Here is a 24,953-nt window from a genome sequence, read left to right as displayed (position 1 = left end):
AATGAGAAGGTGGGCCGCCCACGGGGCGGCCCACCTCATCCGATCAGCTGGAGGGCCAGCCGGTCTCGATCTGCGTCAGCACCTCATCGGTCGAGGTCCCGTTGATCCAGGCGACCATGCCCTTCCAGAAGGTTCCGGAGCCGACGGCTCCGGGCATCTGGTCGGAGCCGTCGAAGCGGAAGGTGACCGAGTCGTCCTGGAGGAGCTTGATCGACTCCTGCAGGATGGGGTTCTCGACGGCCTCGATGTCGACGCCCTTGTTGGCCGAGGTCACGCCGCCGAGTGCCAGACGGCTGTCAGCCCACTCGGGGCTCGACAGGTACTCCAGCACCTTCTGCGTCGCCTCGTCGTCGCTGAACGCTCCGACGATCTCGCCACCGCCGGTGATGAACGTCTCGTCCTCGCTCTGGCTCGGAAGCAGGAAGGCCCAGACGTCGCCTTCCTCGGAGATGTCCGTGCCCTCGGGGAAGAAGCCCGAGAGGAAGGATGCCTGGTGGGTCAGCGCGCACTCGCCGCTCGCGACCTGCGGCGCGACGTCACCGAACGCGGTCGAGTTGATCGAGCGCACGTCGCCGAAGCCGGCGTTGACGTAGGCCGGGTTGAGCAGGAGCTCACCCGTGGCGTCGAACGCCTCCTTGATCTGCGGATCGGTGAACGGGATCTCGTTCTTGACCCACTGATCGTAGACATCGGCGCCGGAGTTGCGGAGCACGAGGTCCTCGATCCAGTCGGTTCCGGGCCAGCCGGTCGCGACGCCGGACTCGAAGCCGGCGCACCACGGCGCCTTGCCGCTCTTCTCCTGAATGGTCTGGGTGAGCGTGAGCAGCTCGTCCCAGCTCGTCGGCTCCTCGACGCCCCACTCTGCGAACTTCTTGGGCGAGTACCAGACCCAGCCCTTGACGCTCGCCATGAGCGGAGCGCCGTAGAACTCGTCCTCGTAGGTGCCGAAGTCGACCCACCCCTGCGTCCAGTACTCCTTCGCGTTCTTCTCGACCGCGTCGGGTGCCGGCTTCAGGAAGTCGCGGGCCGCGTAGTCCGCGAACAGACCCGGCTGCGGGAAGATCGCGATGTCGGGCGGGTTGCCGCCCTGTGCGCGCGTGCCGAGCTGCGTCTCGAAGTCCTGGCTGCCCTCGTACTTGATGGTGATGTCGTTCTCTTTTTCGAAGTCCGCCCAGGACTCGGCGAGGAGCTCTGCCTCGCCCTCGACGATCGTGCCGTAGATCGTGACGGTGTTGTCGCCGCCACCACCGCCTTCTCCTCCGCCGTCCGTGCCGCCGGGAGCACCACAGCCGGCGAGCGCGATGCCCGCGACTCCCAGCAGTGCGATTGGCGCGTAACGCCGGGAACGCTGTGACAGACCCATGTGAATTCTCCTCTTCGAGTTTCACGGTTCCCACGTCATTCTGCGCCGCCCCTCGGCGCAGAATCGGGAACCGATTCCAGGACAACCTACCGGGGTCTCACGCCGCGACACAATAAGCCAGGATCACAAGCTCGCAACCTTTCGTGATGTCCGATGCTCGGACGTGGGAGCGCTCCCGAGCGATTCGTATGGAACCGGTTCCTTTCCCGCCGCTGAACGGTTACGCTGTCATCGGCGTGGAGGCGGGGACTCGCGTCGAAAGGCATGGTCGAGGAGGACCGATGAGCACGATCGCGGACGTCGCGGCGCGCGCAGGCGTGTCGAAGGCGACGGCGAGCCGAGCGCTCAGCGGACGCGGATACGTCTCCGACGGCACCCGTCAGAGGGTCGCCGATGCCGCCGATGAACTCGCCTACGTCGCCCACTCCTCCGCGACGAGCCTCGCCACGGGGCGGACGCAGACCGTCGGCGTCATCATGCCGCCTGTCGACCGCTGGTACTTCTCCGAGCTGCTGGCCGGGATCCAGGAGTCGCTGTTCGCTCTCGACTACGAGCTCGCCCTCTACGGCATCCGCGAAGGCAGCGAGACCCGCGAGCGACTCTTCGACACGGTGCTGCCCGGCCGGCGGTTCGACGGGATCATCGCCGTCGGCATCCAACCCAGCGCGCAGGAGCTCGAGCGGCTGCATCGCTCAGAGCGGCCGCTCGTCAGTGTCGGCCCCTACAGCGAAGGGTCGAGCGCGGTGTCCATCGATGACGTCGCCGCCGCTCGCATCGCCACCGAGCACCTCATCGAACTCGGCCACACCGACATCGCATTCGTCGGCGGTTCCACGGATCCGGACGACCTCAGCTTCGGCGACGCCCAGCGTGTCGAAGGATACCTCGAGGCACTCGCTGCAGCGGGCCTCGAAGCGATCGCCAGGATCGCGGATGCGCGGCCGACGATGCCCGGCGGCTACGCCGCCGCCGTCGAGCTGCTCGGTGATCGTCGAGGGCGACCCACCGCGATCGTCGGCGTGTGCGATGAGGCGGCGATCGGAGCGATGATCGCGGCCCGGCGGCTGGGGATCGCCGTCCCCACGGAACTCAGCATCGTCGGGGTCGACGACCACGAGCACGCCGAGATGTTCGCGCTCACCACCATCAAGCAGTCGCCACGGGAGCAGGGGCACGAGGCGGTGCGGCTGCTGCAGCAGCAGATAGACCAGCCGGACTCGCCACGAGAGCGCACTGTGACGGCATCCGCCCTGGTCGTTCGCAGTTCCACCGCGGGTCGACGCTGACCCGCGACCTCGCTCGCGAGGCCTCTCACCGGCCCCGGACGCACGAAAGCCCCGGGCGGACCCGGGGCTTTCGTGAAGCGTTCAGACGCATCCAGGGCGAGGCGCACGCGCCGCGACCTGGAACGGATTACTTGAGGGTAACCGTGGCGCCTGCCTCTTCGAGAGCAGCCTTTGCCTTCTCGGCGGCTTCCTTGTTCGCGCCCTCGAGCACGGCCTTGGGAGCACCGTCGACGACAGCCTTGGCCTCGCCGAGGCCGAGCGAGGTGAGCTCGCGGACGGTCTTGATGACCTGGATCTTCTTGTCGCCGGCAGCCTCGAGGATGACGTCGAAGGAGTCCTTCTCCTCGACCTCTTCAGCAGCGCCGCCGCCTGCGCCTGCAACGGCGACGGGGGCAGCAGCGGTGACCTCGAACTTCTCCTCGAACGCCTTGACGAAGTCGTTGAGCTCGACGAGGGTCAGGCCTGCGAACTGCTCGAGCAGCTCCTCAGTGGTGAGCTTAGCCATGATGTATCTCCTAGATAGATGGGTTTGTTGAACGAGATCGCAGGTCGCTCACGCGGCCTCAGCGGTCTCCAGCTTTTCGCGAAGAGCATCGATGGTGGCGGCAGCCTTGCCCATCGTGGCCTTCATCATGCCCGCAGCCTTCGCCAGCAGAACCTCACGGCTCTCGAGCGCGGCGTACTTGTTGACCTCGTCGGCGGTGAGGGCGTTGCCCTCGAAGATGCCCGACTTGATCACGAGAAGCGGGTTGGCCTTGGCGAAGTCACGAAGAGCCTTGGCAGTGGCGACGAAGTCACCGTGCACGAACGCGACGGCCGACGGACCCTTGAGGTCGTCGTCCAGCGCGGTGATGCCAGCCTTGTTGGCGGCGATCTTGGTCAGCGTGTTCTTCACCACGGCGTACTCAGCGTCCTGACGGATGCTGTTGCGCAGCTCCTTGAGCTGGGCAACCGTCAGACCGCGGTACTCGGTCAGCAGAACGGCAGTCGAGTTCTCGAATGACTTCGTGAGCTCGGCAACCGATGCGTCCTTCTGCGCCATGGTCACTCCTTGGTGTGTACGAGGCGCCCCACGGAGGTGAGGCGCCGGTTCCGACCGCTGGCAACAGAAAAGCTCCGGCGCAAGCGCACGGAGCTTTGGGAAGTTCGTGTCCTGCGCGGGCCCCTGCTGAGCAGAGCTTCGATCCTCATGCGCTTGCGCACACGACGATGACCAGCGGTCTTCGGTTACGACAACTGTACCCCACGGCATCCCCGGCCCCAAATCGGTCGGGATCACCGACGGTGCGCGGCGCGACCTCCGTGGCCCGCGAGCGCGTCGGCGGCGCGGATGAGACTCAGGTGCGAGAGCGCCTGCGGGGTGTTGCCCGCCTGCCGCGCGTTCGCGACGTCGTACTCCTCCGACAGCAGTCCGAGGTCGTTCGTCATCCCCATCAACCGCTCCATCAGATCGCGCGCCTCGTCGACACGCCCACTCGTCGCATACTGCTCGACCAGCCAGAAGCTGCACGCGATGAAGGGATGCTCTCCTCCGTCGAGCCCGTCCACACCCGACTCCGTGCGGTAGCGACGGAGGAATCCATCGGTGAGCAGGGTGCGCTCGATCTGCTCCACCGTGCGGAGCATCCGCGGATCGTCAGGGTCGCAGTACCCCACCTGAGGCAGCACGAGCAGCGACGCATCCACCTCGATCGAGCCGTAGTGCTGAACGAAGTACCCGTGGTCCGCGTCGACTCCGTGCTCGTCGATCTCGCGCCGCAGTCCGTCACGGACGCCCGCCCATCGATCGGCGTCGCCCGGGAGGCCATGCTCCTGCACGGCCCGGACGCCGCGGTCGAGCGCAGCCCACATCATGACCCTCGAATGCGTGAACCACTGCGGCTCGCCCCGGATCTCCCAGATGCCGTTGTCGGGACGCTGGATCGAGGCGATCGCCTGCTCGATGAGCGCCCGCTGGAGGGGCCACGAGAAGTCCCCCTCCTCGAGGCCGGCGATCCGGGCCGCCTCCAGAGCGACGAGCACCTCGCCGATCACGTCGCCCTGGTACTGGTCGACCGCGCCGTTGCCGATCCGCACCGGGGCCGCGCCTCCGTAGCCGGGCAGACTCGTGAGCTCTCGCTCGATGAGGTCGCGCTCTCCCGCGATCCCGTACATGATCTGCACCTCGTTCGGCTCGCCGGCCACGGCTCGGAGCAGCCACCGCCGCCAATGGTGCGCCTCGGTGAGGAACCCGTGAGCGATGAGGGCTTCGAGCGTCAGGGCGGCGTCCCGCAACCAGACGAAGCGGTAGTCCCAGTTGCGCGAGCCGCCGAAGTCTTCGGGAAGCGATGTCGTGGCCGCAGCCACGATGCCACCGGTGTCCTTGTTCGTGAGTGCCCTCAGCACCAGCAGAGACCGCACGACCTCGCCGCGGTACGCGCCGTCGTGCTGGATCCCGCTCGCCCACCCCTGCCACCAGGATCGCGTGGCGGCGATCGCGTCGTCGACGTCGAGTGCCGCCGGCGCGTGCTCGTGCGAGGGGAACCAGCTGAGCGTCAGGTCACGGACCTCCTCCGCGGCGACCGTGAACGTCGCACGGTGCCGGTGATCCTCCGCGACGAGCCGCACGCCGCGCACGGTCACGGCTTCGGGTCCGGCCGTCGCGCGTAGCGCCGGCTCCTCACTCGTGCCCACCTGCCGCACCCACGGGAGCCTCCGGGAGTAGTCGAAGTGCAGGCGCAGCTCGGTGACGAATTCGACGTGGCCCGCGATCCCGACGATCCTGCGAACGACATCGCTGCGCGAGGAGTGCAGCGGCATGAACTCCTGCACCTCTGCGATGCCGCCGGCCGTCTCCCATCGGGTGACCAGGATGAACGTGTCCGACACGTAGTGGCGCTGCGAGGTCGCGGCGGCGTCGAGCGGTCGCAGGCTCCAGCATCCGTTGCTCGCCTCTCCGAGCAGGGCTCCGAACAACGACGGCGCATCGAAGCGAGGAAGGCAGAGCCAGTCGATGCTGCCCTCCTTCGAGACGAGCGCGCCGGTGCGGCAGTCGCTGAGCAGGGCGTAGTCCTCGATGGGAGCGGGCATCGACCGATTCTGGCACGACCGTCCGTCGAGTGGACGGGATACGGTGAGACCATGACCGATGCGACGACGCTGGTGATCCTCGGGGCCGGTGGCGACCTCACCGCCCGGCTCCTCCTCCCCGCGCTGGGACAGCTGCTGACACGGGAGCCCTCCCGCGCGGTGCGCATCGTCGGCGCCGACCGCGAGGAGTGGACCGACGCGGATCTCGAGTCCGTCGTCCGCGCGTCGTTCGCGTCGATGGATGCCGAGGACGCCGCGTCCCGCGTGGACGTGACGTACACGCGGACCGACATCACACATCCGGACGACCTCCGCGCACTGTTGAAGGACTGCACCGGGCAGGTCGCGCTCTACTTCGCCGTGCCGCCCGCCGTGGCCGCGGCATCTGTCGCGACTCTCACCCCCGACATGCTGCCGGCGGGCGCGATGCTCGTCATGGAGAAGCCCTTCGGCACGGACGAGGCGAGTGCCGAAGAGCTGAACCGGACGTTGACCGATCTCGTGCCCGAGAGCCAGGTGTTTCGGGTCGACCACTTCCTCGGCCGCTCGACCACGCTCAACCTCCTCGGGGCGCGGTTCGCGAACCGCATCCTCGAGCCGCTCTGGTCTGCCGAGAGCATCGAGTCGGTCGACATCGTCTACGACGAGTCGCTGGCGCTGGAGGGACGCGCGGGCTACTACGACAAAGCGGGCGCACTGGTCGACATGATCCAGAGCCACCTGCTGCAGGTGCTCGCCGTGCTCGCGATGGAGGAGCCGGCGACTCTCGATGAGATCGACTTCCGGGCCGCGACCTCTGCGGTGCTGCGTGCGACCGCGGTGTGGGGCGACGACCCCGCGGGGTCGTCGCGCCGAGCCCGATACACCGCAGGAGAGATCGACGGCGCGGCGAAGCCGTCGTACGTCGACGAGCCGGGGGTCGACCCCGACCGGCAGACCGAGACGCTCGCCGAGGCGACGTTCGAGGTGCGGAACGCCCGATGGGCGGGGATTCCGTTCCGGCTCCGCTCCGGCAAAGCCCTCGGCACGCCTGCAAGGGAGATCGTCGTGCGCTTCCGTCCGGTCCGCCACCTGCCACGGGGACTCACCGGCACGTCGGACGGCGCGGTGCTGCGGTTCTCGCTGGGACCGGACCGGATGTCCCTCGAGCTGAACCTCAATGCGTCCGAGGACCCGTTCGAGCTGGAGCGGGCCACGTTGTCGGCCGAGCTCGGAGAGGGTGCACTCAAGGCGTATGCCGAGGTCCTGTCCGGCGTCTTGGACGGCGACCCGATGCTGGCAGTGCGCGGCGACGCCGCCGAACAGTCGTGGCGCATCGTGGCTCCGATCCTCGAGGCGTGGCGGCAGGGCGATGTGCCGCTCGACGACTACGTCGCCGGATCCTCCGGCCCCGAGGGGTGGCCTGAGCTCGGCTGACCCCTTTCCGACGCGGAGAGCGCCCGGGGGATGCCACGGAGCGGCGTGTGCGGGAGGGAGAGTCGGCGACGGGGGTTACCCTCGATAGGTGACCCCCGAACTCCAAGCTCGCATCGTCGCGGACTCCCGCGACCGCGTGGCCTGGATGAGGGCACGCTCGCGCGGGATCACCGCAACGGACGTCGCCGGACTCACGAGCGAGAGGTCGATCGCGCGCGCGGCCGACTCGAAGCTCGGCGGTGGCCCCCGCTTCGGAGGCAACGCCTATACCGATCACGGGAGACGCCGCGAGCCCGAGATCGCCGCCTGGGTGGCGGCGACCCACGGCATCCTGCCTTCGTCCGCCCTGTTCCGCGCCGAGGTCGAGCACCGGCACCTGGCGACCCCCGACGGCATCGCCGTCGACGCAGACGGCCGCGTCAAGCTCGCCGAGATCAAGACCACGAACAAGGCGTTCCGCGGCATCCCCCGCACCTATCTTCGCCAGATCTGGTGGCAGCAGCACGTGCTCGGCGCCGAACGCACTCTGTTCGTCTGGGAGGAGCACGTCGACTTCGCTCCGATCCACGATGAGCCCCGCTGCGTCTGGATCGATCGCGACGACCGCGAGATCGCGAAGCTCGTCGGCCTCGCCACCGACCTCATCGACGAGCTGTACCGACGAACCACCGGCATGCAGGTGCCCACCCGGATAGCGGATGCTGCGGCAGCGGCCGCCGCCAGTCGCCGCGAGCACCTTCGCGAGCGCGACGCCTTCCGCGCGCTCGCTCTCGCCGACTGAACCCGCTCTCCCTTCCGCACTCACGTGCAGGACGCGTTCAATCCGAGCAACGCGATCGAGAGCTGGCGGGACGATCCCGCCGACACCCACGTGGTGCCCACCAGAAGGTTCGTCGCCGTCATCGTCGTCGTGCTGCCGAGCAGGTTCGAGATGAGGCTGCTGAGCAGGCCCTGCGTGAGGATCGCCGTGTGCGTGTAGAGGCCGGCCGCCGGTCCGGTCGTCGAGATGTTCGCCGCCGGGACCACCGCCGTCGTCGCCCCCTGTGTGAGCGTGAGTCTGACTCCGGTTGCCGGGTATGGCGAGGTCCAGTCGAGCCTGACGCTCTGGAAGACACCCAGACCGTTGTTGGTGATCGCGCAGGCGATGATCGTGGGCGCGGGAACCTGGAACGCCGTGATCGTGGTCCTCGCATATTCCGGATCTGTGAACGCGGCATCGGTGGTCTGAGCAGTCGGGGCCACCCCGACTCCGACCAGCATCGTCACGCCGACGAGGCCGGCGAGGATTCGACGCTGACGACGCTCGTTCATGGCCCGCTCTCCGTCGAATGAGTCGCGCCGCGACGCCGCACCGCGCTCAGCGCAGCGCCTCCGGCGACCAGTGCGGTTGCCCCGCCGATCGCCCAGGGTGCGAGGGGCGCAGGTCCCGTCGTCGCAAGCCCTCCGTCGGGTCCGATCGTCGCTGACTCGCCGGCACCGCGCGCATGCACGCGCACCTGCGTGCTGCCGCCATCGTCGCCGTTGAGAGCGATGACGAGCCTGAGGTGCGCGACCTGTGTATCCGCCATCTCGATGAGCGGGACTTCGACTCCGTCTCGCGGTATCGACCATCCGGTCTCGAGCTCGACGGGGCCCCCGGAGCATCCGCTCTCGTCCCACTCCTGCGCGCAGCGGAGCACGTCGATCACGAGCGCCGCACCTCCGCTCGCGCTGATTCCCACCGCCACGGTCCCAGGGTCCGGTGCCTCCGCACTCACCGTCACGTCCCACTGCACCGGCTTCCCTGGCACGAGGCTCGACGCTGCGTCCCAGTCGGCGACCGAGACCACGCGTAGGACCTCACCCTGCACGACCTGCGTCGAGGTGGCCGCCCACGCAGGGCCTGCCGCCATCAGGAGCCCGGCGACGATCGCCGAGACGCCCGTCGCACCTGCCGCCCGCCGGTTCATCGATCGGCCTCCGTCGATTCGTCCGCCTCGCCGTGCTTCTTCGGCAATCGCGGCCAGAAGGCCCAGATGACCAGAGCCGTCGCGCCGATCGTGAGCCCGCCGAGCACATACGGGTTTCCCATGGCCACGACCACGGTGGCGATTCCCGGGATCGAGAAGAGCACGACTCGAACGGTCTGCACGGAGTACGGGTAGGGATCGTCGGCCGCGTTCGCGTCCCCTCTCATCGTGATCACCCTCTCGTCCTTGCTCGCGCCGGGAGCGATCGAGGTGATCCGGTGAGTGACAGGGAGGTCGCCCTCCCGATCGACGGTGACCACGTCACCGACCTGCACCTGTGAGGCCGCGACGCTCTGCACGACCGCCACGGAGCCCGCCGGAATCGTCGGCGACATGGATCCGGTGCGGAACATGATGAGGGTGATGTTCGCCGTGAGGGCCACGACGACCAGCACCATGCAGGCGGCGCCGGCGATGGCCGCGAGCCAGAGAAGGGCGTCGGCGAGCACGCGCCCGGGACCTCGCCGGGCCGAACGCGGCGGGACGGATGCCGACGCTGCGGGTGCGGAGGGCGACGCGTCGACGGTCGCCGTCTGCTCACGCAGGCTCCTCCTCGTGGGTGCGCTCATCGTTCCTCCTCAGACCCGATCCGCAGCTCTGCCCGCGTATCAGCTCGAGACTCCGGCGACCTGCCATGTCTGGATTGCCGTCAGCCCCTGGGCTCCGTTGTCGGTCGCAGCAGGCAACGTCACCGCGAAGCAGTAGTTCACGGTCGTCCCGCTGTTCGCCGCGACCGCCTGGGTTCCGGTGCCCCCGACCGACATCAGCGAGTTGTCGGGAACGACCGCGGTGCCTGCCGCATACGTCGTGCCGTTGCAGGCGGTGCCGGCGATCGCCCGCACTCCGTAACGCAGATACGAGCCGAGCCCGGTTCCCGCCGTCGAGGTCACGCTCAGCTGCAGCGTGCCCGCGACGGATGGGTTGGCGGTGCGTACGCTGAACAGCGCATAGCTCGTGTTGCCGGGGGCCATGGCCGAGAACGGTGCGCTGAATGACAGGGCCGCCGGGGTGCCGACCGGGTGACTCGAGAAGGTCGCCCCGTCGGTCGCACCCACGATGTCGAACCTCCCCGCGGTGAATGTCGCGGTGCCGTATTCGGAATCGTTCCAGGCGGCGAGAGTGATCGTCGCGCCGACACCGAACACCAGGCCGCCCGCGAGCACGGCGCGTATCCGGCGGGAGAGCAGTCGCTTCCCCTCCCGCATGCCCCTGCGGGTGACAGCCATGATCAGTTCGCGGTCGAGGTGGCCGTGAACTTCCACGTCGCGGTCGCCGCAGCGCCCTGGGTCAGTCCGGCGCCTGCGGTCACGGCGAAGCAGAGTTGCACAGGCGTGCCCGCCGTCCCGGCAGTCGCACCCTTCGTCAGCGGCACGGAGGCCGGGCCGGTCTGTGCGCCGAGTGTCGCTCCGGTGGCGACGACCGTGCCCGTGGCTCCCGCCCCGCAGGTCGCAGCGGGGCCGATCGCCGTCACGGTGTACGACAGGTTCGCGGTGTTGCCTCCGGCGCCCGCTGTGACGCCTGCGGGCAGCAACGTGGCGCTGTTCGTCGTCGTGCTGTCGAGACGCACCCAGAACGGCGCGTAGACGACGTCTCCGGGCGACATGGACGAAGCCACGGCGGGCAGCTGGAAGACCAGCGTGGCAGCAGTGTCTCCGTTGTCGACGTTGTGGTTGGCATATCCGGTCGTGGCGCTCGTCGTCGATCCCTCCAGGTTGAACGAGCCTGCGGTGAACGTGCCGGCCGCGAACTCCGAATCGTTCCAGGCTGCGAGCGTCACCCCGATCCCGACGCCGAGCACCAGCCCACCGGCCAGAACTGCCAGAACCTTGCGTTGTGTGTCTCTTTCAGCCATGACATTCCCCCTCCGGAATTCATGAACCGCAGATGCCTGGGGATGGTCGCCCTTCTGCGGCCTGCATCCGAGTGTTCATGTCATTGCCGACAGCTTTGTCCAAGAACTCGACGAATACAAGGGCATCTGCCTTACGAATTCCTCCGACCGGGTCAGTTCAGCGACATAATGTCTGGACGAATTCGTCACCGATCGGCTGGATGGCCGTCAGCGCGACAGCACCCGCCGCGCCTCGTCCGCGACCTCGGCGGCGATGGTGTCGAGCAGCCGAGACCGCAGATTCCACTGCTGCCAGTAGAGGCTGACGCGCAGCGGTGGTCCCCCGAGCCGCACCAGCTCGTGATCGCCCTGCAGCAGCGGCACCATTCCCCAGCCGAGCCCCAGCCGGACGGCGAGCGCGTAATCATGCGACGCCGGCACGTAGTGCCTGGGGACCCCGTGCTGCGCGACGCCCATGGCGCTCAGCCACTCATGCTGGAGCGTGTCGCGTCGATCGAAGTCGACGAAGGGCGTGGCGGCGAGAGCCTCGGCCGTGACGCCGTCGCCGAACCAGCGCCGGGCGAACGCGGGCGCGGCCATCGCGTGGTACTCCAGCACGCCGAGCGGCGAGACGGAGCATCCGGCCACGGGTTCCGCCTCGCTGGTGACCGCCCCCATGACGGTGCCCGACTCGAGCAGACGGGCCGTGAAGTTCTGGTCGTCGCGATGCAGGTCGAAATCGAGCTCGTGCGTCGCAGAGAGTCTCGCCAGCGGGCTGAGGAACCACGTCGCCATCGAGTCCGCATTGACGGCGAGAGGGACGCGGGTGCGCGGCGCGTTCACATCGTCGAGGCCGAGCGCCGTGAGGGCGTCGTGTTCGAGCAGGGCGATCTGCCGCGCCAGTCGAACGACCGACTCACCAGCCTCTGTGAGGCGCGCCGGCTTGGCGCGCACCACGAGCACGCGTCCGAGCTGCTCTTCGAGGCTCTTCAGCCGCTGGCTCACCGCAGAGGGGGTCACCCCCAGCGCGCGGGATGCCGCGTCGAAGGTTCCTTCGTCAGCGACCGCGGCAAGGGTGACGGCGAGTTCGGGGTCGATCTTCACATTAGCGATGCTAATGGTTGACAAGGAATACGAACTGGTGTTGATGTCGACTCGGACCTAGCGTGGGATCATGCTCCCCGTGTTCTCCGGCCTCGGCCTCGGCCTGTCCCTGATCGTCGCCATCGGCGCTCAGAACGTCTTCGTCCTTCGTCAGGGCATTCGCCGTGAGCACGTGCTGCCCGTCGTCATCATCTGCGCCGTCTCGGACGCCCTGCTGATCGCCGCGGGCGTCGCCGGACTCGGATTCGTCATCTCAGCGGCTCCCTGGCTCATCGTCGTCGCTCGCTGGGCGGGTGCCCTGTTCCTGCTGGTCTACGGAATCCTCGCGGCTCGTCGAGCGTGGCGGGGCGGCGAGCAGCTGCGGGTCGACCCGGCAGACGGTGAAAGAGCGAGTGGCCGATCGAGCGGCCCTGCCACGGCGACCGCGACTCGCACTGCGCTCGCTCCGGTGGTCGCGACGGCGCTGGCGCTGACCTGGCTGAATCCCCATGTCTATCTCGACACCGTGCTGATGCTCGGATCGATCGCGGCCACCCACGGCGAGGATCGCTGGCTGTTCGCGGCCGGAGCGATCATGTCCAGCATCCTGTGGTTCACCGCGCTGGGCTTCGGCGCCCGCTACCTCGGTCGCTGGCTGCGCACTGAACGCTCATGGCGCATCCTCGATGCCCTCATCGCGATCGTCATGATCACGCTGGCTGTGAGCCTGGTGCTGCCGGTGCTCGGCGCCTGAGACGCCTCGAGGCCATCCACCCCCGCGTCTCGGCGCGGTCTGCGGTCACTCGCCGTCGAGGGGCCTCATGATGCGGGTGAGGAATCTCTTCGTGCGCTCGTGCTGCGGGGCGCCGAAGATGTCGGCCGGGGCGCCCTCTTCCACGACGACGCCCGCATCCATGAACAGGACATGGTCAGCCGCCTCGCGCGCGAAGCTCAGCTCGTGCGTGACGACCACCATGCTCCAACCCTCATCGGCGAGCTCTTTGATCACCAGCAGCACCTCCCCCACGAGTTCGGGATCGAGCGCGCTGGTCGGCTCGTCGAAGAGCAGGAGGTCGGGGCGCAGCGCGAGAGCGCGAACGATGCCGACACGCTGCTGCTGCCCACCGGAGAGCTCGTGCGGGCGGGCGTCCGCCTTATCGGCGAGCCCGACCCTGGCGAGGAGCACCTGTGCTTCTGCGACGACCTCGGCCTTGGGGCGTCCCTGCACGCGCCACGGCCCCTCGATCACGTTCTCGAGCACCGAGAGGTGCGGGAAGAGGTTGTGGTGCTGGAAGACCATCGCCGAACGATCACGCAGCGCGAGTCGCTTCTGTGCCCGCGTGCGCTTCGACACCGGCGCCTCAGGGGCGAAGTCGATGTCTGGCCCGCCCGCGACGACGATCGTGCCGGAGTCCGGTGTCTCGAGGCCGTTGAGCGATCGGAGCACAGTGGTCTTGCCGGAGCCGCTCGGGCCGATCAGCACGACGACCTCGCCGCGGTGCAGTGTGAGATCGATGCCGCGAAGCACCTCGTTATCGCCGAAGCGCTTGTGCAGGCCGCGCGCGGTCAGCAGCGCGTCCGTGGTGGTCTCACCGAAGCCGGTGGGGTCAATGCGCGACATCGCGGTCGAGCCTCCTCTCGAGAGCGCTCTGCGCGAACGACAGAATCAAGCAGATCACCCAGTACACCAACGCTGCCGCCAGATAGACCACCATGAACTCGAGGGTGGCCGATGCGATCTGCTGCGCCACCTTGAACAGGTCCGTCACGAGGATCAGCGACGCCAGCGAGGTGTCCTTGACGAGGGAGATGAACGTGTTCGACAGCGGCGGCACCGAGACCCGCGCGGCCTGCGGGAAGATGACGCGGGTGAGCGTGCGGGTGCGGTTCATGCCGACCGTGTACGCCGCTTCCCACTGCCCCTTGGGGACCGACTGGATCGCCGCGCGGACGACCTCTGCTCCGTAGCCGCCGACGTTGAGCGACAGCGCGATGATCGCGCTCGGCCACGGGTCGAGCTTGATCCCGATCGATCCGAGGCCGTAGAAGATCACGAACAGCTGCACGATCATCGGCGTGCCGCGGATCACCGAGATGTAGAACCGCGCGATGCCTGACACGATCGGGATGATCGAGATCCGCATCAGGGCGACACCGATCGCGATGACGAGCCCCAGCGCGAACGACACGAGCGCGAGCGGCACCGTCACCGTCACCCCCGCCAGGGCTATCGGCCCGAGCGACGAGAAGAACAGCTGCCAGGGATTCTCCATCGGCTACTGCGTCACGTCTTCGCCGAAGTACTTGTCGCTGATCTCGGCCAGGGTGCCGTCTGCCCGCAGCTCTTCGAGCGCACCGTCGACGGCCTCGACGAGGTCGGTCTTGTCCTTGGTGAACACGAACGCCTGCTCGCCCGCCTCCTCGGTCTCGGCGGCGATCTTCAGACCGGACGGGCTGTTGGTGGTCTCGTAGTCGAGGAAGGTCAGCTTGTCGTTGATGGTGGCGTCGACACGGCCCTGGCGGAGCAGCTCGACGGCCTGCGCCCAGCCCTCGACGCCCTCGACCGTGGCACCGGACTCGGTGGCCAGCTCATACCAGTTGCTGGTGAGGGACTGCGCGGTGGTCTTGCCTTCGAGGTCGTCGAACGAGGAGATCGAGTCATCGTCCTCGGCGACCACGATGACGCCGGGCGAGACGGTGTACGGAGTGCTGAACAGGTACTTCTCCTGCCGCTCCTCGTTGATGCTGACCTGGTTCGCGATGAGGTCGAAGCGCCCCGCGTCGAGGCCCGCGAAGATCGCGTCCCACTGGGTCTCCTGGAACTCGATCTCGAGGTCGAGCTTGTCGGCGACAGCCTGGATGATCTCGACGTCGAAGCCGGTGAGGTCACCCGTGCCGCCGTCGCCGTGGAAGCTGAACGGACGGTAGGTCCCTTCGGTGGCGACCGTGAGCACACCGTCGTTGACGAGACCGAAGTCCGAGCCGGCCTCGCTCGAGCTGCTCTCAGCGGGGGTCGTGCTTCCGCTGCAGGCGGTGAGTGCTGCTGCGGTGACGACCAGTGCGGTGACGGCGATGAGGCGACGGGACATGTGACCCTCCTGGGGTGCGATGAGGCGCGATTGCTGTGGCGCGGAACTCATTCACAGTACGCGGCATCCGACCCGCATCCCAACATCCGATGACGCTCGATGTCGTTCTGGATGCAGAAAGGCCCCCGCAGAATGCGGGGGCCTTTCCGGAATCACACTCAGATGGCGTTGACGTCCAGCGGGATGCCGGGGCCGAACGTGGTCGACACCGCACCCTTCTGGATGTAACGGCCCTTCGAGCTCGACGGCTTGAGGCGGACGATCTCCTCGAGCGCTGCGCCGATGTTCTCGTCGAGCTGCTCAGCCGAGAACGACGACTTGCCCACGACGAAGTGCACGTTGGCGTGCTTGTCGACGCGGAACTCGATCTTTCCGCCCTTGATCTCCTCGACGGCCTTGGCCGTGTTGGGGGTCACCGTGCCGGTCTTCGGGTTCGGCATGAGTCCACGCGGACCCAGGACCTTTCCGAGACGACCGACCTGGCCCATGAGCTCCGGGGTCGAGACGGCCGCGTCGAACGCGGTCCAGCCTGCGGCGACCTTCTCGATGAGCTCGGCGCCGCCGACCTCATCTGCACCTGCGGCGATCGCTGCCTCGGCCGCGGGGCCGGTGGCGAAGACGATGACGCGGGCGGTCTTACCGGTGCCGTGGGGCAGGATGACGGTGCCGCGCACCATCTGGTCTGCCTTGCGGGGGTCGACTGCGAGCTTGAGCGCGACCTCGACGGTCGAGTCGAACTTCGACGAGCCGGTCTCCTTCGCGAGGGCGACTGCCTCGCTGGGAGTGTAGAAACGGTCTGCCTCGATCTTCTCGGCGGCAGCCTTGTAAGCCTTGGACTTCGTAGCCATGATTATTCTCCTCAGCCCTCGACCGTGATGCCCATGGAACGGGCGGTGCCGGCGATGATCTTCGAGGCAGCCTCGATGTCGTTAGCGTTCAGGTCGGCCTGCTTGGTCTCGGCGATCTGACGAACCTGGTCCTTGGTGATCTTCGCGACCTTGACCGTGTGAGGCGTCGAAGAGCCCTTGGCCACACCGGCGGCCTTCTTGATGAGCTCCGCGGCCGGCGGGGTCTTCAGGATGAACGTGAAGCTGCGGTCCTCGTAGACGGTGATCTCGACGGGGATGACGTTGCCGCGCTGCGACTCGGTCGCGGCGTTGTACGCCTTGCAGAACTCCATGATGTTGACGCCATGCTGACCGAGCGCGGGGCCGATCGGCGGCGCCGGGTTGGCTGCACCGGCGTTGATCTGAAGCTTGATCAGGCCGGTCACCTTCTTCTTCGGTGCCATATCCTCTTCCTTTCATCGAACGGATGCGGGTGCATCCGCTCTCCCGCGAACCCGGCATCTCCGGGCTGCGGTCGTCCGCGCGCACGCCGAAGCGGCACGCAAACCACACAAGTCTACCTGATCCGGAGGCATGCCTCCTACGCAGGAACGGCCGCCCCGGAATGGGACGGCCGTTCTCTGAGGCGTATGTCAGATCATCTTCGTGACCTGGTCGAACGACAGCTCGACCGGGGTCTCGCGCTCGAAGAGCGACACGAGCACGGTGAGCTTGCCGCTCTCGGGCTTGATCTCGCTGATCGAACCGGGAAGACCCGCGAACGAGCCCTCCTTGATCGTGATGGTCTCGCCGACCTCGAAGTCGACCTCGGCGGGGAGCGGACGAGCGACCGCGAGGCCGCCCTTCGACGCGATGTTCTTGGCCGTCGGGACGTCCTTGACCTCGACGAGCGACTTCAGCATGTTGAAGGCCTCTTCGAAGCGCAGCGGGGTCGGGTTGTGGGCGTTGCCCACGAAGCCGGTGACGCCGGGAGTGTGGCGCACGACCGACCAGGTGTCTTCCGTGAGCTCCATGCGCACGAGCACGTAGCCCGGGATGCGCACGCGGGTGACCATCTTGCGCTGGCCGTTCTTGATCTCGACCACGTCTTCCATCGGGACCTCGATCTGGTAGATCTCGTCCTCGACCTCGAGCGTCGACTTGCGCTGCTCGATGTTGGCCTTGACCTTGCGCTCGAATCCGGCGTACGAGTGGATGACGTACCACTTGCCCGGAAGCATCCGGAGGTCCATGCGGAAGGCCTCGTACGGGTCTTCCTCGGCGTCGTCCTCGTCGGACTCGGCGTCGTCGGCCCCGGCCACGATGTCATCGTCGCCGTTGACGTCGGGTCCGTCGTACGGGGTGACCTCGTCGGCCTCAGCAGCCTCGAGCTCGGCGGTCTCTTCCGCCACAGAGTCGTTGAGGACCTCGGCGGCAGCCTCAGACTCAGCCGCTTCATCCAGGTTGAGAGCGTCGTTCACGATAGCGTCCGCCTCCGGGTCGTTGATGTCGATGTCGGTGTCGTCGTCCTGCGCGTCGACGTCGTCGTCTCCGTCGACGTCCTCGATGTGGAGGGCGACATGTTCGGCCGAGGTGACCGACTGCTCCTCCGCAGCGAGCACGTTGCCCTCCTGGGCCTCGTCCTCTTCGCTGGACTGCTCGGCAGCCGTCGCCCAGTCGGCGTCGTCGGAATATCGTTCAGACACGTTGTTTCTTTCCAATCACTGCGGCCAGGGCCGCGAGGGCGTCAGGCGCCCGGGACCCCGAAGACGATGTGCGTCACCCAGGCGAACAGGGTGTCCAGTCCGTAGACGATGCCCATGACGATGAGAACGAAGACGAGCACCACTGCGGTGAACTTGACCAGCTCTTTGCGGGTCGGCGTGACGACCTTGCGCAGCTCTGCGATGACCTGACGGAAGAACAGGGCGATCCCTGCGAAGAAGCCCGCGATGCCACGCTTCTTCTCGCGGGTGGCGCCGGCCGCGACGACCTCGCCGCGCGGTTCGTCCTGATCCATCCTGAATGTACCTTTCATGTGTCAGCGTGTGCTGACGCGCAGGGCGGACAGGAATCGAACCTGCAACCTGCGGTTTTGGAGACCGCTGCTCTGCCAATTGAGCTACCGCCCTAGAGACCGGGAGGTCTCGGGGTGTCGTCTCCATCCTGCCACCGCTGTCGGACCGGAAGGACCGGGCACGGCGAAAGAATGCAGACAACAACTGCTGGTCAAGCATACGGCATCCGCCGGTCGGTGCCGAACCGGGCCCGCTCTCGTCGTTGTTGTTAGGCTCGGCGAGCCGACGAAACGGGAGGGGGCGCAGTGAGCGCTGACGTGCAGCAGTTCCAGGTGGACCTGCGCGGTGTCGTCGACCTCCTGAGCCGCCACATCTACTCGAGCCCGCGCGTGTATCTGCGCGAGCTGCTGCAGAACGCCCGCGACGCCATCACGGCACGACGCGAGGTCGACGGCGGGGGCGGGAGCATCCGCATCACCGCGCTGACGGACGACTCCGGCGAGTTCGTGCTGCGAGACGACGGAGTGGGCCTGAACGCCGCCGAGGTGGGCGATCTGCTCGCCACGGTCGGACGCAGCTCGAAGCGCGACATCTTCGATCTCCCTCGCAGCGACTACCTGGGTCAGTTCGGCATCGGCCTGCTCAGCTGCTTCATGGTCGCCGATTCGATCGTGATCCGCTCGCGCAGCGCACGGGGCGGTTCGGCCGTCGAGTGGACGGGCAGCGCCGACGGCACCTTCCGCGTCGTGGAGATCGACGACGAGCTGCCCGTCGGCACGAGCGTGCACCTGAAGCCCCGATTCGACGCCGACGAGCTGCTGCGCCCCGCAGCCGTGCGCGAACTGGCCACCGCCTTCGCCGAGTTCCTGCCCGTGCGGGTGACGCTCGAGTCCTCGAACGGCGACATCGACATCACGAGACTCGCGCCCTTCCTCGACGCCGTCGACGACATCGACGGCGCGGTGCAGTACGGACGCGACCTGCTGGGTGCCACTCCGCTCGACGCGATCGAGCTCAGCGAACCCGCCACGGGCACTCGAGGGCTCGCCTTCGTGCTCCCCTACGCTCCCCCACCGGGTGCCCGCCAGGCGACTCGCATGTACCTCGGCAGGATGCTGCTCGGCGAGCGGGTCGACGACGTGCTGCCCGAATGGGCCTTCTTCGTGCGGGCGGTCGTCGATTCGACCGGCCTCGCCCCGACGGCGAGCCGCGAGTCGCTCGTCGACGACGCGGCGCTCGAGCGCGTCCGCGAGCAGCTGGGCGCCGGCATCCGCCGCTGGGTGCTCGAGCTGGGGCTGCGCGAGCCGCACAGACTGGCCCAGTTCGTGGCGATCCACGAGGTCGGTCTGAAGTCTCTCGTGCGCCACGACGACGAGCTGGCGACGTTCATCACCCGGTGGCTCACCCTCGAGACGACGCACGGCACGATGCGCATCGGCGATCTCGTCGAGCGGTACCCGCACGTGCGCTACGCGCAGACGGTCGACGAGTTCCGCCAGGTCGCCGGCATCTCGCCCGGCTCCGAGGTCCTGGTCAACGGCGGCTACCTGTACGACGCAGACCTCGTGCGCATGCTGCCGGACCTCTACCCCCATGTCACGATCGAGCTCGTCGACGTCGCGGGTGAGCTCGACCGCCTCGATCCGCCGCCCCTCGACGACCGCGATGCCGCGATGGCGCTGGAGGAACGAGCGGGCCGCGTGCTGACGGCATCCGGATGCTCCGTCACGGTGCGCTCGATCGACCAGCCGGAGCTCGCAGCGCTCTACGTCGCCGATCCGGAGGTGCTGCGCCGGATCGACCGCGGTCGCACGAAGGGCATCACCGGATCGCTGTGGGGCGGCGTGCTCGACCGCATCGACTCGACCGTCTCGGCCTCCCGCGACGACGATCTGAGCGCGCGCCTCTGCCTGAACTGGTCGAACCGCGTCGTGCGGGCGCTCGTGCGCGTGCAGGACGACGCGGTGTTCGCCCGCACCGTGCAGCTGCTCTACATCCAGGCTCTGCTGGCCGGTCACCATCCGCTCTCCGACGCCGATCGTGCACTCATGACGACGGCGCTCTCCGACCTCGTGTCGCTGTCGGCCGGCATCGAAGAGGACTCGATCCCCTTCGGTGACGCCGTCTGACCACAGCTCTGCCATCCGCTCCGTCCGAAGGATCCCCATGACACGTCCGAAGAAGCGCTTCACGCAGCTCATCGAGGAGATCGACCGCACTCCGTGGGGCCCGGCGGAGCAGGCGCTGGTGGCGGATGCCGTCGCACTCGCCGTCGAGCTCGGCGACGAGCGGCTCGAGTACGAGGCACGGATGCGGCAGACCGCGTCGGCGAACATGAACGGCGCGACCGACGTGATGCTGAACTCCTTCGCGTGGTGCCTCGCCAGGCACGACGCCGACCCGCAGCGGTTCCCCGCCGATCTCGAGTACGGCGGGGCCGATCTGATGTGGCAGTTCAAGTGGATGGCCTCGTCCCTGCGTTCGTCTCCCGCCTTCTCCGTCGAGCAGATCGCGGCGGTGCTCGACGACATGGAGACGCACTACCGCACAGCCGGGCTCGGCATGAGCGGGGTGCTCACGGCCCGATTCGAGGACGCCTGGGACGCCGGGCGCATCGACGACGCCGAAGCGCTGCGCGTGCAGCTGGAAGCCACGCCCCGCGACGACCACAGCCACTGCGACGCGTGCGGGCGCAGCCAGTTCGCCGGGTTCTTCGCAGAGACCGATCGAGACGCCGAGGCCATCCGGCTCGTCGAGGAGATGCTCGAGGGCGGATTCTCATGCGGCGAAGAGCCGGAGCATGCGCTGTCGCGCGTGCTCGTGCCCTACCTGCGCGCTGGGCGCCTCGACGAGGCGAAGAGCGCGCATCTGCGCAGCTACCGTCTGGCGAAGGACAACCCCGACAACCTGCGCATCGTCGCGAACAACATCGTGTTCTCCGCCCTCACCGGCAACGAGGCCAGGGCGCTCGCCCAGGTCGAGCGCCATATCGCGTGGCTCGCGCACGACGGCCTCAACGTCGACGCGCACTTCGCGGCGCTGGCCGCATTCGCCTTCGCCCTCGACCGCGTCACCGCAGCAGGCCACGGCGACGCCCCGGTGCGCGGTGCCGACTCCCCCTCGCTCATCGCGTTCTTCGGCGAGCACGATGGGGCGTGGGGCGCAGCCGAACTCGCCGCCGCCGCATGGGGCGCTGCCGAGCGCATCGGCTCCCAGTTCGATCGCCGCGACGGCACCGAGGGCCACGCACGCAGCCTCGCCCGCATGCGCGCTCTCGCAGACGAGCACTACGACGTGCCGATCAGGTCGGACGCCTTCGCCACCACGCCGGACTCGGCCACGCCCGGCGATCCGGACGCCTGGTTCGACCGGGTCATGGATCTCGCCCAGTTCGGGGCGGAGCACGAGACGCTGCAGGCTCTGCCGCATGCCCTGGCGGTCGAGGACCCCTCGAAGGTCGCTCAGCTCATGTCGATGCGCCTCGGCATCCTCATCGCGCTCGATCGCGCCGACGAGGCCGCCGACCTGTTGCCGGCACGGATCGATGCCCTGCGCGCCGCCGGCCTCGATGCACAGGCCGATCTCGAGCAGCGCGTGGGTCTGGCGACCTTCGGGCTGAACACCGCCGATGCCGCAGCGGCGCTCGAGGACGAGCTCGCGAACGCCGAGTCCCTCCCGGCCTGGTCGCGGGGAGATGTCGCGATCAGCCGCGCCTCGCTGCACATGCCGGCCGACGAACCGGATGCGGCGCTCGACATGGCGGAGATCGCCGCCCGGGCGTTCGCCGACGCAGACGATGTGCGCCTCTCGAACACGACGACTCTCGTGGCCATCGCGGCGGTGCTGCAGAAGGGTGACATCGAGGCGGCATCCGCTCTGCTCGATCGATTCCTGGCCCAGGACGATCTCAGCGTCGGTCACCGCGCCCAGGCCCTGCAGACGCGTGCCAGGGTGCGCGGAGGCAGCGAAGACTACGCGCGAGGCGCGGCGGATGCCGATGAGGCGTCCCGGCTGCTCGCCGGGCTCGGCGCGACCACGGCGCTGGCAACGGCGCACCTGCTCGCCGGGGCGCTCTGGGAGGACGCCGGCGACCCCGAGAAGGCGGTCGCCCGCTACCGCGTCACCTCGCGTCTCGTCGCCCAGGAGGGCGGCGACCAGGCGGGGGCGGACTTCCGCCTCGCGCGGGCGATGCTCGCCGCGGGTGACGCCGAGGTGGCCGCCGAGCTGTTCGGTCAGGTGCTCGAGCGTGAGGAGCAGGCCGAGGTGCCTGCCGCTTCTCGGGCGATGACCGCATCGCTCCTCGCCCGCTCCCTGGGTTCGGCCGGCGAATTCGGTCAGGCGGTCGGCGCTTTCGGGTATGCGGCCGATCTCTTCGGTGAGGCGGAGGAACACGCCGATCAGGCCATGGCGTTGACCGAACGTGCGAAGATCCTCGCCCGATTCGACGAGCACGACGACGCGATCGAGTCGCTCGAAACGGCATCCGAGATCGTGCGCAAGGCCCCTGAGGCGGTCGGCGCCCTCGCCGACGTGCTGCACAACCTCGGGCAGGCCTACGGCGCGAAGCAGGACGACCGCGCCTTCGCCCTGTTCGACGAGGTCGCAGCGCTGGCTCAGGAGCACGAGGCGGGGTGGCTGCTCGCCGACGTGACCGATTCGCGAGGTCGGGTGCTCGCTCAGTTCGGACGGATCGACGAGGCTGTTGCCGCTGCTCTGACGGCAGCCGACGGATTCGCGGCGATCGGGGATGCGGGTTCGGCGGGCGGCTCCGAGCTGTTCGCCGCCCGCCTGCTCGCCGGCGACGACCGAGCGGCTGACGCCGTGCCGGTCTACCGCAGCGCGCTCGAGCACGCGGTGGAGCATGCGCCGCTGCGTCAGGTGTCGGCGCTCGAGCTCGGCAACGTGCTCGAGTCGCTCGGTCGCCAGGTCGAGGCAGCCGAGGTGCGCGCGCTCATCGAGAGCTAGGCGCGGGTTCGGAGCCTTCGCTTCGCCGCGGTTTCGACACCGTGGCAGCACCTCACCGCGAGCTGCCCGCTCGTCGGGAGGAGATCTTCCCCTCGGGAGGAGGAATCGGGCCGATTCCTCCTCCCCAAGAGGCGTTGTCCTCCCGAGCGCCCGAGGCTCAGAGGAACTGACGCCAGTTCGCGCGCGCGAGGTCGAGCAGTTCGTCTCCCTTGCCCGACATGACCGTGCGGATCGCGTACAGCGCGAAGCCCTTGACCTGCGCGGCCTCGATCGCCGGCGGCATCGACAGCTCCTGCCGCTCGGTGACGACATCGAGCAGCGCGGGGCCGTCGTGTGCGAGCACCTCGCGGACGGCATCCGGCAGATCCTCGCTGTTCTCGACGCGGCGGGCGAAGATTCCCATGGCCGCGGCGATCGCCGCGAAGCTCGGGTTGTCGAGCGCAGTGCCGTAGTTCACGAAACCGGCGGCCTTCATCTCGAGCTCGACGAAGTTCAACGACGAGTTGTTCACCACGATCGTCTTCACGGGCAGCTTGTTCTGCGTGAGGGTGAGCAGCTCGCCCAGCATCATCGCGAGCCCGCCGTCGCCGGCGAGTGCGATGACCTGTCGATCGGGATGCGAGACCTGCGCGCCGATGCCGTGCAGCAGGGCGTTGGCCATCGATCCGTGCGTGAACGAGCCGATCAGCCGTCGATCCTCGGTCATCGACAGGTAGCGGGCGGCCCAGACGGTCGGCGAGCCCACATCTGCAGTGAACACCGCGTCATCTGCCGCCTGCTCATCGAGCAATCGCGCGAGGTACTGTGGGTGGATCGGCCGACCGGCCTTCGTGGGTGTCGCGAGGTCGTCGAGCTTCGCCCTGGTCTTGCGATAGTGCGCGGTCGAGTCGTCGAGGTGATCGCGGTCGCTCTTCTCCGCCAGCCTCGGCAGCAGTGCCTCGGCGGTGGCGCGGACATCACCGACCAGACCGAGATCGAGCGGATGCCGCTTGCCGAGCTGTGAGCCGCGGATGTCGACCTGGATGGTCGTCGCGTGCTCGGGATAGAACTGCTCGTACGGGAAGTCGCTGCCCAGCACGAGCAGCGTGTCAGCCGCCTCCATCGCCCGATAGCCGGAGGCGAAGCCGAGAAGGCCCGTCATTCCGACGTCGAACGGGTTGTCGTACTCGATGAACTCCTTGCCTCGGAGCGCATGCACGATCGGCGCGCCGAGCCGATCGGCGAGTGCGATGACCTCGTCGTGGGCGCCCTCGACACCGGCTCCGGCGAGGATCGTGGTCTTCTTCGAGGCATTGAGCAGTGTCGCCGCCCTGGCGAGTTCGTCGCCGCTCGGCACGATCACGGGGTGGGACCGCTCGATGACCACGGCTCGGTCGTCGGCGATCTCGGCCAGAGCGACATCGCCGGGGATCACGAGCACCGCGACTCCGCGCTGTTCGATCGCCGCGCGCATCGCGATCTCGAGCAGGCGCGGCATCTGCTTGGGGTCTGCGACGTACTCGACGTAGACGCTGCACTCGCGGAAGAGCTCCTGCGGGTGGGTCTCCTGGAAGTACCCCGTGCCGATCTCGGTCGTGGGGATGTGCGCCGCGATCGCGAGCACGGGGACTCGTGAGCGGTTGGCGTCGTAGAGGCCGTTGATCAGGTGCAGGTTGCCCGGTCCGCACGAGCCGGCGACGACGGCGAGGTCGCCCGTGAGCGCCGCATCCGCCGCCGCCGCGAAGGCCGCCGACTCCTCGTGCCGCACGTGCACCCAGCGGATGCCGCCGTCCTTTCGGAGGGCGTCGGTGAAGCCGTTGAGGGAATCACCCGGAAGGCCGTAGACACGGTCGATCCCGTTGGCGCGGAGGGTCTTGACGATGTTCGCTGCGACGGTTGCCATGCTTCCAACCTACGCCCGGGTGCGCATGCGGGCTCCGGCATCCGTCGAACCCCGGACGCGTCAGGAACCGGGCACCGTGCGCACGGAGGGGCGGATGCCGCAGCATCCGCCCCTC

Annotated in this window: 24 protein-coding genes and 1 tRNA gene; 6 read left to right on the top strand and 19 right to left on the bottom strand. The window is 68.2% G+C overall.

Features of this window, described 5'->3' with window-relative positions; genetic code table 11:
- Positions 1-43 precede the first annotated feature (43 nt).
- The gene (locus MRBLMI13_RS14385; RefSeq protein WP_367823603.1) at positions 44-1,363 is read right to left on the bottom strand and encodes an ABC transporter substrate-binding protein; all 1,320 of its coding nucleotides are present in this window, start codon (positions 1,361-1,363) and stop codon (positions 44-46) included.
- A gap of 281 nt (positions 1,364-1,644) precedes the next feature.
- Here MRBLMI13_RS14385 and MRBLMI13_RS14380 point away from each other — a divergent pair, with 281 nt between their 5' ends.
- Positions 1,645-2,649, top strand: a complete 1,005-nt coding sequence (locus MRBLMI13_RS14380; RefSeq protein ID WP_042539581.1) for a LacI family DNA-binding transcriptional regulator — start codon at positions 1,645-1,647, stop codon at positions 2,647-2,649.
- A 127-nt stretch (positions 2,650-2,776) separates the two neighbouring features.
- On the opposite strand, the gene rplL is transcribed toward MRBLMI13_RS14380, so the two are convergent.
- From rplL to MRBLMI13_RS14365, 3 genes are all read right to left on the bottom strand, one after another.
- Positions 2,777-3,154 carry a 50S ribosomal protein L7/L12 gene (gene rplL, locus MRBLMI13_RS14375; RefSeq protein ID WP_042539579.1) on the bottom strand — a complete coding sequence of 126 codons (378 nt, stop codon included), beginning with the start codon at positions 3,152-3,154 and terminating at the stop codon, positions 2,777-2,779.
- Between the two features lie 48 nt (positions 3,155-3,202).
- Entirely contained in the window at positions 3,203-3,691 is a 489-nt protein-coding gene (gene rplJ / locus MRBLMI13_RS14370; RefSeq protein ID WP_042539577.1) for a 50S ribosomal protein L10, read from the bottom strand.
- 233 nt (positions 3,692-3,924) lie between these two features.
- Positions 3,925-5,718, bottom strand: a complete 1,794-nt coding sequence (locus tag MRBLMI13_RS14365) for a glycoside hydrolase family 15 protein (RefSeq protein WP_367823606.1) — start codon at positions 5,716-5,718, stop codon at positions 3,925-3,927.
- Between the two features lie 51 nt (positions 5,719-5,769).
- Between MRBLMI13_RS14365 and MRBLMI13_RS14360 the strand changes: the two genes are divergently transcribed.
- Together MRBLMI13_RS14360 and MRBLMI13_RS14355 are read left to right on the top strand one after the other, a co-directional pair.
- Positions 5,770-7,134 carry a glucose-6-phosphate dehydrogenase gene (locus MRBLMI13_RS14360; protein WP_367823608.1) on the top strand — a complete coding sequence of 455 codons (1,365 nt, stop codon included), beginning with the start codon at positions 5,770-5,772 and terminating at the stop codon, positions 7,132-7,134.
- A gap of 88 nt (positions 7,135-7,222) precedes the next feature.
- The gene (locus MRBLMI13_RS14355) at positions 7,223-7,915 is read left to right on the top strand and encodes a YqaJ viral recombinase family protein (RefSeq protein ID WP_042539571.1); all 693 of its coding nucleotides are present in this window, start codon (positions 7,223-7,225) and stop codon (positions 7,913-7,915) included.
- A 20-nt stretch (positions 7,916-7,935) separates the two neighbouring features.
- On the opposite strand, the gene MRBLMI13_RS14350 is transcribed toward MRBLMI13_RS14355, so the two are convergent.
- From MRBLMI13_RS14350 to MRBLMI13_RS14325, 6 genes are all read right to left on the bottom strand, one after another.
- A complete protein-coding gene (locus MRBLMI13_RS14350; RefSeq protein ID WP_309690490.1) occupies positions 7,936-8,445 on the bottom strand; it encodes a hypothetical protein in 510 nt (169 codons plus the stop codon).
- Complete coding sequence (locus MRBLMI13_RS14345) at positions 8,442-9,083, bottom strand: hypothetical protein (RefSeq protein WP_367823611.1); 642 nt, start codon at positions 9,081-9,083, stop codon at positions 8,442-8,444. The genes MRBLMI13_RS14350 and MRBLMI13_RS14345 overlap by 4 nt, the downstream gene beginning before the upstream one ends.
- A complete protein-coding gene (locus MRBLMI13_RS14340; RefSeq protein ID WP_367823613.1) occupies positions 9,080-9,712 on the bottom strand; it encodes a signal peptidase I in 633 nt (210 codons plus the stop codon). The genes MRBLMI13_RS14345 and MRBLMI13_RS14340 overlap by 4 nt, the downstream gene beginning before the upstream one ends.
- 39 nt (positions 9,713-9,751) lie before the next feature.
- Positions 9,752-10,405: a SipW-dependent-type signal peptide-containing protein gene (locus tag MRBLMI13_RS14335; RefSeq protein ID WP_367823615.1), complete on the bottom strand. Its 654-nt coding sequence runs from the start codon at positions 10,403-10,405 to the stop codon at positions 9,752-9,754.
- Positions 10,372-10,995: a SipW-dependent-type signal peptide-containing protein gene (locus tag MRBLMI13_RS14330; protein ID WP_367823617.1), complete on the bottom strand. Its 624-nt coding sequence runs from the start codon at positions 10,993-10,995 to the stop codon at positions 10,372-10,374. The genes MRBLMI13_RS14335 and MRBLMI13_RS14330 overlap by 34 nt, the downstream gene beginning before the upstream one ends.
- A 207-nt stretch (positions 10,996-11,202) precedes the next feature.
- A complete protein-coding gene (locus tag MRBLMI13_RS14325) occupies positions 11,203-12,078 on the bottom strand; it encodes a LysR family transcriptional regulator ArgP (protein WP_367823619.1) in 876 nt (291 codons plus the stop codon).
- 70 nt (positions 12,079-12,148) lie between these two features.
- On the opposite strand from MRBLMI13_RS14325, the gene MRBLMI13_RS14320 reads away from it, so the two are divergent.
- Positions 12,149-12,811, top strand: coding sequence for a LysE/ArgO family amino acid transporter (locus MRBLMI13_RS14320; protein WP_367823621.1), 663 nt, complete (start codon positions 12,149-12,151; stop codon positions 12,809-12,811).
- A gap of 45 nt (positions 12,812-12,856) precedes the next feature.
- Here the strand turns inward: MRBLMI13_RS14320 and MRBLMI13_RS14315 are convergent, their stop codons facing one another.
- From MRBLMI13_RS14315 to MRBLMI13_RS14280, 8 genes are all read right to left on the bottom strand, one after another.
- Positions 12,857-13,678 carry an amino acid ABC transporter ATP-binding protein gene (locus MRBLMI13_RS14315; protein ID WP_367823623.1) on the bottom strand — a complete coding sequence of 274 codons (822 nt, stop codon included), beginning with the start codon at positions 13,676-13,678 and terminating at the stop codon, positions 12,857-12,859.
- Positions 13,665-14,330 carry an amino acid ABC transporter permease gene (locus MRBLMI13_RS14310; protein WP_056373769.1) on the bottom strand — a complete coding sequence of 222 codons (666 nt, stop codon included), beginning with the start codon at positions 14,328-14,330 and terminating at the stop codon, positions 13,665-13,667. Before MRBLMI13_RS14310 ends, MRBLMI13_RS14315 begins: the two co-directional genes overlap by 14 nt.
- Before the next feature lie 3 nt (positions 14,331-14,333).
- Positions 14,334-15,146 carry a transporter substrate-binding domain-containing protein gene (locus MRBLMI13_RS14305; RefSeq protein ID WP_367823626.1) on the bottom strand — a complete coding sequence of 271 codons (813 nt, stop codon included), beginning with the start codon at positions 15,144-15,146 and terminating at the stop codon, positions 14,334-14,336.
- Positions 15,147-15,304: 158 nt separating this feature from the next.
- Entirely contained in the window at positions 15,305-15,994 is a 690-nt protein-coding gene (gene rplA / locus MRBLMI13_RS14300; protein WP_042539551.1) for a 50S ribosomal protein L1, read from the bottom strand.
- A gap of 11 nt (positions 15,995-16,005) precedes the next feature.
- On the bottom strand, positions 16,006-16,437 hold the full coding sequence (gene rplK / locus MRBLMI13_RS14295; protein ID WP_042539549.1) for a 50S ribosomal protein L11: 432 nt from the start codon (positions 16,435-16,437) through the stop codon (positions 16,006-16,008).
- 189 nt (positions 16,438-16,626) lie between these two features.
- A complete protein-coding gene (gene nusG / locus MRBLMI13_RS14290) occupies positions 16,627-17,679 on the bottom strand; it encodes a transcription termination/antitermination protein NusG (RefSeq protein WP_309690519.1) in 1,053 nt (350 codons plus the stop codon).
- Between the two features lie 41 nt (positions 17,680-17,720).
- Entirely contained in the window at positions 17,721-17,993 is a 273-nt protein-coding gene (gene secE / locus MRBLMI13_RS14285; RefSeq protein WP_042539545.1) for a preprotein translocase subunit SecE, read from the bottom strand.
- A gap of 39 nt (positions 17,994-18,032) precedes the next feature.
- Positions 18,033-18,105, bottom strand: a tRNA-Trp gene (locus tag MRBLMI13_RS14280).
- 191 nt (positions 18,106-18,296) lie between these two features.
- Between MRBLMI13_RS14280 and MRBLMI13_RS14275 the strand changes: the two genes are divergently transcribed.
- Positions 18,297-20,120: an HSP90 family protein gene (locus MRBLMI13_RS14275; RefSeq protein ID WP_367823629.1), complete on the top strand. Its 1,824-nt coding sequence runs from the start codon at positions 18,297-18,299 to the stop codon at positions 20,118-20,120.
- Positions 20,121-20,157: 37 nt separating this feature from the next.
- Positions 20,158-22,956, top strand: coding sequence for a tetratricopeptide repeat protein (locus MRBLMI13_RS14270; protein ID WP_367823631.1), 2,799 nt, complete (start codon positions 20,158-20,160; stop codon positions 22,954-22,956).
- 157 nt (positions 22,957-23,113) lie between these two features.
- Here the strand turns inward: MRBLMI13_RS14270 and poxB are convergent, their stop codons facing one another.
- Positions 23,114-24,838 carry a ubiquinone-dependent pyruvate dehydrogenase gene (poxB, locus tag MRBLMI13_RS14265; RefSeq protein WP_367823633.1) on the bottom strand — a complete coding sequence of 575 codons (1,725 nt, stop codon included), beginning with the start codon at positions 24,836-24,838 and terminating at the stop codon, positions 23,114-23,116.
- Positions 24,839-24,953 lie beyond the last annotated feature (115 nt).

Source organism: Microbacterium sp. LMI13-1-1.1 (genome assembly GCF_040815625.1).
Classification (GTDB): Bacteria; Actinomycetota; Actinomycetes; order Actinomycetales; family Microbacteriaceae; genus Microbacterium; species Microbacterium forte.
The sequence above is the reverse complement of the archived record's forward strand: the minus strand, read 5'-3'. Positions and strand labels throughout refer to the sequence as shown.